We start from the raw sequence: 12121 nt of genomic DNA, 5'->3' as shown, positions 1-12121 counted from the left end.
ACTGTAAGCAATGTTTGAGGCAGGTCAAACTGCCGTCATCGCGGCTGAGTAGGATGGCATTTCCGGCTGGCATCAAGACCGCCGTTTGCAAGTCACCCAGCGTCCAACGAGAGGGGTTTCATGAACCGAACATATCTTCAGGCGATTGCCATCCTGATGGGCACTGCGGCGGTCACCTTCATTGCCACCGAATTGCGTTGGGAGCCGGCCAATGCCGGCAACTACCTCGTGATCGTGGAGCCGGGTTCTTCCACACCGAGGGATGAGCTGGGTGGCGCAACCGCCAGGCAGCAGGCACCGGCCTTCCGCAATCAACGGGCACCGCAACTGCCCTGATAAAAAAAAACGGCACCTTTCGGTGCGGTTTTGCTGTGCAGCCCGCAGGCTGCTCATTACGCTTAGATATCGCCAGCGTCGTGCTGGTGCTGCACGCTCTTGGAGGGTCCGATACCTTACGGTTATCGCTTAGACGTCGCGCACTCGCACTTGCCTACCTTTACGATTAGCCTTGTAAGCCTTTATTCTTGAGGCGGCTTAGCACTTTACTCTAGCAAAACGATTAGATCGAGGGGCAATTGCGTCCGAAGTGCTTTCTGAACAATGGACTTCCATAGTAAATATACCCGTGTTGTGTTTGATGCAGGGATATCGCCGCCTTCAACTTCCTTATCAAGCTCGGCTGCTCTTCTACATGCATCGACTACGCTCTTAAACGAAAAGCGCTCACAATCCAATGCAGTTTTGTCATATTCTCCTAGAACCGCCTTGAGAGCTTCGGAGACCGCCTTCGCATTCTTCAAATTTACGACTTCTTTAGGCTCTACAAAATGCAAAAGCAGCCAGACTTCAAAACATGATCGGCTCAGTGCTAATTGAATCCCTTTCTGACGTGCCTCCTGGAGCACACGTGTAAAAGTGCGCAAATGTTCGCGCTTAACGTAGTGATCGGTATCGAGAACTAACCATCGTTCGTCGTCGGGTTCACAATCCACTCTCAGTAATCGTTCGAGTACGTGCTCGGCACCGCACTTACCGTCCTCTGTAGGTATAACATGCACTTGGATCCTAGGGATCTCAAAAGAATCGAAATACTGTTTAGGCGCGTACCGATCATCGCATGCGATAACAAACAGCCGATCGTCACGATAGCCCCTCTGCTCCCGTCTAATTGGACGTTTTCGCCTAGACAATAACGTCATGCACATTCCTCTGTTTCAACTAGCCGATCTAAGTTTGCAAGGTAGGGAATCCCACCAAAGCGACCTTGAAGATAGTGCTTTCTTATCTCCAAGTCCTTCCGAACTTTGAAATCAGCTAAAGAATGCAGGTGTGTAGCACCCGACCCATCCTTCTCAGCAAACCAGATCTCATCACGCCGCAAGAGCTCTAAGTCGAGGAGATTAGACTCATGCGTTGTTACTATAATCTGACGGTGTGCCCCTTCGCACGATTTTAAGAAAAATTCTAAAAATTTCCAGACCAATATTGGATGCATACTGCGATCAATCTCATCGATAAAGTAGACTGCATCGCTTGTTCTTACATGGCGCAATGCTGGAAGCAGATTTAGTAGTCTACGTGTGCCATCCGACTCTTGCGCAAGATGTAAAGAAATTCTTTGATCATGCGAATGTTTGTGGATCGCATTAACAGTAATCTTATAAAAATGGCTTTCGGAGGATCGCTCCAATACTACTTCGTTCCCCTCCCCCAACCTAATAAGAGCCATCCCGCGCTCATCCTCATTTAAATCATCGATAAGTTTAGTCACTTTTTCTTTAGGTAGCAATCGACTGAGTTCATCCCACGAGATTTCCTTTTTTTCCACCTCTAAGCTATCAATTCCGGTAGATGAGGCGCGCAAGTATTCCCCAGCAAATTCCAGGAAGTCGACATCTTCAGAAAAATGATGTCCGAGAGCTTGGTACGACTCTGTAGGCGCAATTAACCTTAGAGAGTTTTTAAACCATCCTAAAACTGCAGCCAAATCGGAACCAAATGAGGCCTCTTCTAAAGTTGCATTTACAGTTGCTAGAAATGTCTGATTTGGAAGCCCCCCAACTGTCGCTAGGGCATGCAGCCGCTTATCCTTTAATCCCGGCGACTCAATAGTCACCGTCCCATCATCTGCGGTGATGCGTTCATATATTACTCTTTCTCTTCCGTTTGAAACCTTTACCAGCCACTCTTCTGCAACCTTTGCATCATCGATTGTTATACCAAAGCGATAGACTTTATCTCTTGCGATGAACTGAAGATCAAAGGAAGATCTGGGATTAGGTGAGTCTGAAAAAAGAAATGGCTCTCGGCCAGTGCCGCTGCCTTTTTTTCTAGTACTTAAAACGGAATTTTTTAAAAACCGCAATGCTTTAAATAAATTAGATTTACCGGCACCGTTCGCTCCATATAGCACAGATGCACTTAGCACTGATTCCTTCGAATTAGGAATTGCTACCGCATGGTTCGGGTGAGCTCCTGAAATGCGTGGGCTAGCTACTAATGAGAAAGTTTGCTCTTCGGAAAAAGAACGGAAATTTTCTACTGAGAACGATATGATCATTTTTTCCTCGCGTTTTTTTCACACTATACGCGGCGCTGAAGGCTCCATGCCAGCGAAATCCATCGAGAAGTGTGATTTTTTCACAGAAGCCCGAGTGTAGCATTGATGCGAGGCAAGCATTTGACGCAAAAAAAACGGTACCTCACGGTGCTGTTTTCATGTGTAGCCCGAAGGCTGCTACTTGCAGGATCAGATCTCGCCAGCGTCGTGCTGATGCTGCACCGGCCAATGCTGCGCGCTCGGCTTGCAGCAGGGCGTTGCGTTCTTCCGCTTCCCACACTTCCTTCTCGCGGCGGGCGCGGTGGAACGCGAGACCCGTACCGCCAGGGATCAGGCGGCCGACGATCACGTTTCCTTCAGGCCACGCAGGCCGTCGCGCTTAGCCCTATCGCGGCTTCGGTCAGCACGCGGGTGGTTTCCTGGAACGACGCGGCCGAGATGAACGAGTCGGTCGACAGCGATGCCTTGGTAATACCGAGCAGCACGCGCGTTTTATTCCAGTACGTTGCCGGCAGCTTGTTCGCCGCTTCCATCTTGTCGTTCTCTCCAGCAATTCCGAACGCTCGACCTGCTCGCCCACGATGTAGTCGGTGTCGCCTGCATTGGTGATCTGGACACGACGCAGCATCTGGCGAACGATCACCTCGATGTGCTTGTCGTTGATCTTCACGCCCTGCAGACGGTACACGTCTGCACTTCGTCGACGATGTAGCGGGCCAGCGCTTCGATACCCAAGAGGCGCAGGATGTCCTGCGGATCGGCCGGGCCGTCCACGATCATCTCGCCCTTGTTCACCACCTGGCCGTCGTGCACCAGCACCTGCTTGTCCTTCGTGATCAGGAACTCGTGCTTGTGGCTGACCATGTCGGTGATTTGCAGGTGCTGGTTGCCCTTCGTCTCCTTGCCGGATGCCACCGTACCGGTGACTTCCGCCAGCATGCCGGCATCCATCGGCGAACGTGCTTCGAACAGCTCGGCAACGCCGGGCAAGCCACGGTAATTTTCCGACGCGAACAGATAAAAAAACGGCACCTTCCGGTGCCGTTTTGCTGTGCAGCCCGAAGGCTGCTCGCTACGCTTAGATCTCGCCAGCGTCGTGCTGATGCTGCACGATCTCCGGAGCATCGGAAACTTCTTCCGCACCGGACAGTGCCGCGCGCTCGGCTTGCAGCAGGGCGTTGCGTTCTTCCGCTTCCCACACTTCCTTCTCGCGGCGGGCGCGGTGGAACGCCAGACCGGTACCGCCAGGGATCAGGCGGCCGACGATCACGTTTTCCTTCAGGCCGCGCAGGCCGTCGCGCTTGCCCATGATCGCGGCTTCGGTCAGCACACGGGTGGTTTCCTGGAACGATGCGGCAGAGATGAACGAGTCGGTCGACAGCGATGCCTTGGTAATACCCAGCAACACGTTTTCGTACGTTGCCGGCAGCTTGTTCGCCGCTTCCATCTTGTCGTTCTCTTCCAGCAATTCCGAACGCTCGACCTGCTCGCCCACGATGTAGTCGGTGTCGCCTGCATTGGTGATCTGGACACGACGCAGCATCTGGCGAACGATCACCTCGATGTGCTTGTCGTTGATCTTCACGCCCTGCAGACGGTACACGTCCTGCACTTCGTCGACGATGTAGCGGGCCAGCGCTTCGATACCCAAGAGGCGCAGGATGTCCTGCGGATCGGCCGGGCCGTCCACGATCATCTCGCCCTTGTTCACCACCTGGCCGTCGTGCACCAGCACCTGCTTGTCCTTCGTGATCAGGAACTCGTGCTTGTTGCCGTCCATGTCGGTGATTTCCAGGCGCTGCTTGCCCTTCGTCTCTTTACCGAACGCCACCGTACCGGTGACTTCCGCCAGCATGCCGGCATCCTTCGGCGAACGGGCTTCGAACAGTTCGGCAACGCGCGGCAGACCACCGGTAATGTCACGGGTCTTCTGCGATTCCGTCGGGATACGTGCCAGCACTTCACCCACGGACACTTGCTGGCCGTCCTTCACCATGATCAGTGCGCCGACCTGGAAGCCGATCGCCACGGCGTGTTCGGTGCCGGCGATCTTCACTTCCTGGCCGTCTTCGTTCAGCAGTTTCACCTGCGGACGCATGGTCTTGGTCAGCGAACCACGGCGTTTCGCGTCGATCACGACCAGCGTGGACAGACCGGTCACCTCGTCCACCTGACGGGCCACGGTCACGCCTTCCTCGACGTTCTCGAAGCGCACCGTACCGGCGTACTCGGTAATGATCGGACGGGTCAGCGGATCCCAGGTCGCCAGCGGCGCGCCGGCCTTGATCGTCATGCCATCCTTGACGATCAGCGTGGCGCCGTACGGCACCTTGTGGCGCTCGCGCTCACGGCCGTGGTCGTCCGTGATCAGCACTTCGCCGGAACGCGAAATGACGATCTGGGCGCCCTTGCCGTTGGTCACGTAACGCATCGTGGCCGTGAAGCGCACGGTGCCGTTCGACTTGGCTTCGACGGACGATGCCACCGCCGCACGCGATGCCGCACCACCGATGTGGAACGTACGCATCGTCAGCTGGGTACCCGGCTCGCCGATCGACTGTGCAGCGACAACGCCGACCGCTTCGCCGGTGTTGACCAGCATGCCGCGGCCCAGGTCGCGGCCGTAGCACTTGGCGCACAGGCCGTAACGCGTGTCGCAGGTCAGCGGCGTGCGGACCTTGACTTCGTCGATGCCCATGCGTTCGATGTCTTCGACCATGTCTTCGTCCAGCAGCGTGCCGGCTTCGTACGCGGTTTCCTGGGTTTCAGGATTGACCACGTCGTTCAGCGCCACGCGGCCCAGGATACGGTCGCGCAGTGCCTCGATGACTTCACCGCCCTCGACCATCGCCTTCATCAGCGTTCCGTTCGAGGTGCCGCAATCGTCTTCGGTCACGACCAGGTCCTGCGTCACGTCGACCAGGCGGCGGGTCAGGTAACCCGAGTTTGCCGTCTTCAGTGCCGTATCCGCCAGACCTTTACGAGCGCCGTGGGTCGAGATGAAGTACTGCAACACGTTCAAGCCTTCGCGGAAGTTCGCGGTAATCGGCGTTTCGATAATGGAACCGTCCGGCTTGGCCATCAGGCCGCGCATACCGGCCAGCTGGCGGATCTGGGCTGCGGAACCACGTGCACCCGAGTCAGCCATCATGTAAATCGCGTTGAACGATTCCTGCGTGGTCTTCGTGCCGTCGCGCTTGACGACGTCTTCGACCTTCAGCTGGTCCATCATCGCCTTGCCGACTTCGTCCGAGGTCTTGCCCCAGATGTCGACGACTTTGTTGTAGCGCTCGCCAGCGGTCACCAGACCGGAAGCGTACTGCTGTTCGATCTGCTTCACTTCCGACTCGGCGGTCGCGATCAGCGTCTTCTTCTCCAGCGGCACCAGCATGTCGTCCACGCAGATCGAGATACCGGCGCGGGTTGCCAGGCGGAAGCCCGACTGCATCAGCTGGTCGGCGAACACCACGGTGGCACGCAGGCCGCACTTGCGGAACGACGTGTTGATCAGCTTGCTGATCTCTTTCTTCTTCAGCGGGCGGTTCAGCACGCTGAACGGCAAGCCTTTCGGCAGGATCTCGGACAGGATGGCGCGGCCGACCGTCGTTTCATAACGCGTGACGGTACGGACGAACTCGCCCGTCGCCGGATCGCGCGGATTCTCGACGATACGCACGGTGATGCGCGTGGCCAGTTCCACTTCCTTGTTGTCGTAGGCACGGATCACTTCGGACACGTCCGGGAACAGCATGCCTTCGCCCTTGGCGTTGATCGCCTCGCGCGTCGCGTAGTACAGGCCCAGCACGATATCCTGGGACGGCACGATCGACGGTTCGCCGTTCGACGGGAACAGGATGTTGTTCGAAGCCAGCATCAGCGTGCGGGCTTCCATCTGCGCCTCGATCGACAGCGGCACGTGGACTGCCATCTGGTCACCGTCGAAGTCGGCGTTGAACGCCGCGCAAACCAGCGGGTGCAGCTGGATGGCCTTGCCTTCGATCAGCACCGGCTCGAACGCCTGGATACCCAGGCGGTGCAGCGTCGGCGCACGGTTCAGCATGATCGGGTGTTCGCGGATCACGTCTTCCAGGATGTCCCAGACGACCGGCTCTTGCTGTTCAACCAGCTTCTTGGCGGCCTTGATGGTCGTTGCGAGACCCATCAGTTCCAGCTTGTTGAAGATGAACGGCTTGAACAGTTCCAGGGCCATCAGCTTCGGCAGGCCGCACTGGTGCAGTTTCAGCTGCGGACCCACCACGATGACCGAACGGCCCGAGTAGTCGACGCGCTTGCCCAGCAGGTTTTGACGGAAACGGCCGCCCTTACCCTTGATCATTTCAGCCAGCGACTTCAGCGGACGCTTGTTGGCGCCGGTCATCGCCTTGCCGCGACGGCCGTTGTCCAGCAGCGAGTCCACTGCTTCCTGCAGCATGCGCTTTTCGTTACGCGTAATGATTTCCGGAGCGCGCAGTTCCATCAGGCGCTTCAGGCGGTTATTACGGTTGATGACGCGGCGGTACAGGTCGTTCAGGTCGGACGTGGCGAAACGGCCGCCATCCAGCGGGACGAGCGGGCGCAGTTCCGGCGGCAGCACCGGCAGCACTTCCATGATCATCCAGTCCGGCTTGATGCCGGAACGCTGGAACGCTTCCAGCACTTTCAGGCGCTTGGCGTATTTCTTGATCTTCGCTTCGGACTTCGATTCCTTCAGTTCCACGCGCAGCGTTTCGGCATCGCGGTGGATGTCGATCGAGCGCAGCAGTTCACGGATACCCTCGGCACCCATGAAGGCGGTGAAGTCGTCGCCGTACTCTTCGTACTTGGCGGCGTAGTCGTCTTCCGACATGATCTGGCACTTCTTCAGCGGCGTCATGCCCGGATCGGTCACGACATATGCCTCGAAGTACAGCACGCGTTCGATATCGCGCAGCGTCATGTCCAGGACCATGCCCAGGCGCGACGGCAGCGACTTCAGGAACCAGATGTGGGCGACCGGCGAAGCCAGTTCGATGTGGCCCATGCGCTCGCGGCGCACCTTGGCCAGCGTGACTTCCACGCCGCACTTCTCGCAGATCACGCCGCGGTGCTTCAGGCGCTTGTACTTGCCGCACAGGCACTCGTAGTCCTTGATCGGGCCAAAGATCTTGGCGCAGAACAGGCCATCCCGCTCGGGTTTGAAGGTACGGTAGTTGATGGTTTCCGGCTTCTTGACTTCGCCGTAGGACCACGAACGGATTTTTTCAGGCGAGGCGAGACCGATCTTGATCGCGTCGAAGGTCTCGTTCGTCTGTACTTGCTTGAATAAATCGAGCAGGGCTTTCATGTATCACTCCAGGTAGTGATGAATTCTGTTTCTAACCGGGTCGGAACCCGCCGGGGACAGACCCCATGCGGGGTCTGTCCCCTCTGCCAGTGACTTAAGTGCGTTCCAGGTCGATATCGATACCCAGGGAACGGATTTCCTTCACCAGCACGTTGAACGATTCCGGCATGCCGGCATCGATCACGTGATCGCCCTTGACGAGGTTCTCGTACACCTTGGTACGGCCATTCACGTCGTCGGACTTCACGGTCAGCATTTCCTGCAGCACGTACGATGCGCCGTACGCTTCCAGTGCCCACACCTCCATCTCACCGAAGCGCTGGCCACCGAACTGGGCTTTACCACCCAGCGGCTGCTGCGTCACCAGCGAGTACGGGCCGGTGGAGCGGGCGTGCATCTTGTCGTCGACCAGGTGGTGCAGCTTCAGCATGTGCATCACGCCCACGGTGACCTTGCGCTCGAACGCTTCGCCGGTGCGGCCGTCGTACATGGTGACCTGGTTCTTCGATTCGGTCATGCCCAGGTTCTTGGCGATCTCGTCCGGGTACGCCAGGTCCAGCATGCGGCGGATTTCGGATTCGTGCGCACCGTCGAACACCGGCGTCGCGAACGGCACACCCTTCTTCAGGTTGTGCGCCAGCTTCATGATCTCTTCGTCGGACAGGCTTGCGATGTCTTCCTTCGCGCCGGACTCGTTGTACACGGTCGTCAGGTACTTGCGCATTTCTTCGACCTTGATCTGCTGCTGCAGCATTTCGCCGATGCGGATGCCCAGGCCCTTCGCCGCCCAGCCCAGGTGGGTCTCGAGGATCTGACCCACGTTCATACGCGACGGAACACCCAGCGGGTTCAGCACCACGTCCGCCGGCGTACCGTCGGCCATGTACGGCATGTCTTCCACCGGCACGATGCGCGAAACCACACCCTTGTTACCGTGGCGGCCTGCCATCTTGTCGCCCGACTGCAGGCGGCGCTTCACGGCCAGGTACACCTTGACCATCTTCTGCACGCCAGGCTGCAGCTCGTCGCCTTGCGTCAGCTTCTTGCGCTTCTCTTCGAAGGCCAGGTCGAACTGGTGGCGCTTCTCGTTGATCGATTCCTTGATCGCTTCGAGGGCAGTTGCCGCGTCGTCGTCCGCCGGGCGGATGTCGAACCAGTGGTACTTGTCCAGATCGTCCAGGTATTCCTTCGTGATCGTCGCGCCCTTGGACAGCTTCTTCGGACCGCCGTTGACGACTTTACCGATCAGCATTTTTTCCAGACGCTGGAAGGCGTCGCCCTCCACGATACGCATCTGGTCGTTCAGGTCCAGGCGGTAGCGCTTGAGCTCGTCGTCGATGATCTGCTGGGCGCGCTTGTCGCGCGGGATGCCTTCGCGGGTGAACACCTGCACGTCGATCACGGTACCGACCATGCCGGACGGCACGCGCAGCGACGTATCCTTCACGTCGGATGCCTTCTCGCCGAAGATCGCGCGCAGCAGCTTTTCTTCCGGCGTCAGTTGCGTTTCGCCCTTCGGCGTCACTTTACCCACCAGCGTGTCGCCGGCCTGCACTTCCGCGCCGATGTACACGATGCCCGATTCGTCCAGGCGGGCCAGCTGGTTCTCCGCCAGGTTCGAGATGTCGCGCGTGATTTCTTCGGCACCCAGCTTGGTGTCGCGAGCCACCACGGACAGTTCTTCGATGTGGATCGAGGTGTAACGGTCGTCTTTCACGACGTTTTCCGAGATCAGGATCGAGTCCTCGAAGTTCAGGCCGTTCCACGGCATGAACGCCACGGTCATGTTCTGGCCCAGTGCCAGTTCGCCCAGGTCGGTCGATGCGCCGTCGGCGATCACGTCGCCCTTGGCCACGCGGTCGCCCACTTGCACGATCGGACGCTGGTTGATGTTGGTGTTCTGGTTCGAACGGGTGTACTTGATCAGATTGTAGATATCCACACCGACTTCGCCAGCCTGTGCTTCTTCATCGTTCACGCGGATCACGACACGGCCCGCGTCGATGTAGTCCACCACGCCGCCGCGCAGTGCCTGCACGGTGGTGCCGGAGTCGACCGCCACGGTGCGCTCGATGCCGGTACCGACCAGCGCCTTTTCCGGGCGCAGGCAAGGCACGGCCTGGCGCTGCATGTTGGCGCCCATCAGTGCACGGTTCGCGTCATCGTGTTCCAGGAACGGAATCAGCGAGGCTGCCACGGAAACGATCTGGCCCGGCGCCACGTCCATGTACTGGATGCGCTCCGGGGAAACCAGGATCGTCTCGCCGGCTTCACGGGCCGACACCAGCTCGTCGACCAGCTTGCCTTCGTCGTTGATCTTGGCGTTTGCCTGGGCGATGATGTAGCGGCCCTCTTCGATCGCGGACAGGTAGTCGATCTTGTCGGTGACCATGCTGTTCTCGACCTTGCGGTACGGCGTTTCCAGGAAGCCGTATTCGTTCAGGCGGGCATACAGTGCCAGCGAGTTGATCAGGCCGATGTTCGGGCCTTCCGGCGTTTCGATCGGGCACACGCGGCCGTAGTGGGTCGGGTGCACGTCGCGCACCTCGAAGCCGGCGCGTTCGCGCGTCAGGCCGCCCGGGCCCAGTGCGGAAACACGGCGCTTGTGGGTGATCTCGGACAGCGGATTGGTCTGGTCCATGAACTGCGACAGCTGCGACGAACCGAAGAATTCGCGGATCGCGGCCGAGATCGGCTTGCTGTTGATCAGGTCATGCGGCATCAGGTTGTCGGCTTCGGCCTGGCCCAGGCGCTCCTTGACGGCGCGCTCCACGCGCACGAGGCCGGCGCGGAACTGGTTTTCGGCCAGTTCGCCCACGCAACGCACGCGGCGGTTGCCCAGGTGGTCGATATCGTCGACTTCGCCGCGGCCATTGCGCAGCTCGACCAGGATCTTGATCACGGCCAGGATGTCGTCGTTCGACAGCGTCATGGTGCCGGTCAGTTCGTCACGGCCGATGCGGCGGTTGAACTTCATGCGGCCCACGGCGGACAGGTCGTAGCGGTCGGCGCTGTAGAACAGGCCGTTGAACAGCGCTTCCACCGATTCTTCGGTCGGCGGTTCGCCAGGACGCATCATGCGGTAGATCGCCACGCGGGCGGCGTTCTGGTCGGCCGTGTCGTCGATGCGCAGCGTCTGCGAGATGTAGGCACCCTGGTCCAGGTCGTTGGTGTACAACGTCTGGATAGCGGTGATGTTCGCTTCGCGCAGGCGGTTCAGCACCTCTTCGGTCAGCTCGTCGTTGGCCGAGGCCACCACTTCGCCCGTTTCCGGATCGACGATGTTCTTGGCCAGCACGCGGCCCAGCAGGTAGTCTTCCGGCACGGAAATGTGGGCGATGCCGGCTGCTTCGATTTCACGCACGTGCTTGGCGTTGATGCGCTTGTCCTTCGTGACGATCGTCTTGCCATCCTTCGGATTGACGATGTCGAAGCGCGCGACTTCACCGCGCAGGCGTTCGGCCACGAACTCGAGTTCGCCGCCTTCCGAGCGCAGGTTGAAGTTGTCGAACACGAAGAAGTTCGCCAGGATCTGTTCCGGCGTCATGCCGATGGCCTTCAGCAGGATCGATACCGGCATCTTGCGGCGACGGTCGACGCGGAAGTACAGGATGTCCTTCGGGTCGAACTCGAAGTCCAGCCAGGAGCCGCGGTAAGGAATGATACGGGCCGAGAACAGCAGCTTGCCGGACGAGTGCGTCTTGCCGCGGTCGTGTTCGAAGAACACGCCCGGGGAACGGTGCAGCTGCGACACGATGACACGCTCGGTACCGTTGATCACGAACGAACCGGTGGTCGTCATCAGGGGCAGTTCGCCCATGTAGACTTCCTGTTCCTTCATTTCCTTCACGACCGGCTTGGTCGGCGATTCCTTGTCCAGGATCACCAGGCGCACCTTGGCGCGCAGCGGGGAAGCGAAGGTCAGGCCACGGAGTTGGCACTCTTTCACGTCGAAGGCGGGGTCGCCCAGCACGTAGGACAGGAATTCCAGGCGTGCGAAGCCATTGTGCGAAACGATCGGGAAGATGGAAGTAAAGGCCGATTGCAGGCCTTCGTTCTTGCGCTGGGCAACGGGAGTATGCTCTTGCAAGAAGTTTTCGTACGACTCGAGCTGGGTCGCCAGCAGGAACGGAACGTTGTGGACGTTGGCGCGCTTCGCGAATGATTTGCGGATGCGCTTCTTCTCAGTAAATGAGTAGTGCATGGACACTCCGTGAGTGACAGGAAAGGGTAGAAAA

At 58.6% G+C, this 12121-nt stretch carries 5 protein-coding genes and 1 pseudogene; 1 reads left to right on the top strand and 5 read right to left on the bottom strand.

Annotated features, from left to right (window positions below; all coding sequences use genetic code 11):
• Positions 1–120 precede the first annotated feature (120 nt).
• The gene (locus V6Z91_RS09725; protein WP_338769736.1) at positions 121–336 is read left to right on the top strand and encodes a hypothetical protein; all 216 of its coding nucleotides are present in this window, start codon (positions 121–123) and stop codon (positions 334–336) included.
• A 206-nt stretch (positions 337–542) separates the two neighbouring features.
• Here the strand turns inward: V6Z91_RS09725 and V6Z91_RS09720 are convergent, their stop codons facing one another.
• The 5 genes and pseudogenes from V6Z91_RS09720 to rpoB form a co-directional block, all read right to left on the bottom strand.
• The gene (locus V6Z91_RS09720) at positions 543–1199 is read right to left on the bottom strand and encodes an RloB family protein (protein ID WP_338769734.1); all 657 of its coding nucleotides are present in this window, start codon (positions 1197–1199) and stop codon (positions 543–545) included.
• Positions 1196–2560 carry an AAA family ATPase gene (locus V6Z91_RS09715; protein WP_338769732.1) on the bottom strand — a complete coding sequence of 455 codons (1365 nt, stop codon included), beginning with the start codon at positions 2558–2560 and terminating at the stop codon, positions 1196–1198. The genes V6Z91_RS09720 and V6Z91_RS09715 overlap by 4 nt, the downstream gene beginning before the upstream one ends.
• Before the next feature lie 142 nt (positions 2561–2702).
• Positions 2703–3553 (bottom strand): annotated as a pseudogene (locus tag V6Z91_RS09710) (DNA-directed RNA polymerase subunit beta'); the annotation flags it as partial.
• An 85-nt stretch (positions 3554–3638) separates the two neighbouring features.
• Positions 3639–7883, bottom strand: a complete 4245-nt coding sequence (gene rpoC, locus V6Z91_RS09705) for a DNA-directed RNA polymerase subunit beta' (RefSeq protein ID WP_338769729.1) — start codon at positions 7881–7883, stop codon at positions 3639–3641.
• A 94-nt stretch (positions 7884–7977) separates the two neighbouring features.
• Positions 7978–12087 carry a DNA-directed RNA polymerase subunit beta gene (rpoB, locus tag V6Z91_RS09700; protein ID WP_338769726.1) on the bottom strand — a complete coding sequence of 1370 codons (4110 nt, stop codon included), beginning with the start codon at positions 12085–12087 and terminating at the stop codon, positions 7978–7980.
• Between the last annotated feature and the right edge of the window lie 34 nt (positions 12088–12121).

The sequence above is a fragment of the Massilia sp. METH4 genome, assembly GCF_037094685.1.
Taxonomy (GTDB): domain Bacteria; phylum Pseudomonadota; class Gammaproteobacteria; order Burkholderiales; family Burkholderiaceae_D; genus Rugamonas.
Note: the sequence above shows the minus strand (reverse complement) of the source record. Positions and strands in the feature narration are given on the sequence as shown.

Coding starts and splice junctions, on each gene's coding strand:
- V6Z91_RS09725 (WP_338769736.1), top strand. CDS start 121: ATGAACCGAACATATCTTCAGGCGATTGCCATCCTGATGGGCACTGCG.
- V6Z91_RS09720 (WP_338769734.1), bottom strand. CDS start 1,199: ATGACGTTATTGTCTAGGCGAAAACGTCCAATTAGACGGGAGCAGAGG.
- V6Z91_RS09715 (WP_338769732.1), bottom strand. CDS start 2,560: ATGATCATATCGTTCTCAGTAGAAAATTTCCGTTCTTTTTCCGAAGAG.
- rpoC (WP_338769729.1), bottom strand. CDS start 7,883: ATGAAAGCCCTGCTCGATTTATTCAAGCAAGTACAGACGAACGAGACC.
- rpoB (WP_338769726.1), bottom strand. CDS start 12,087: ATGCACTACTCATTTACTGAGAAGAAGCGCATCCGCAAATCATTCGCG.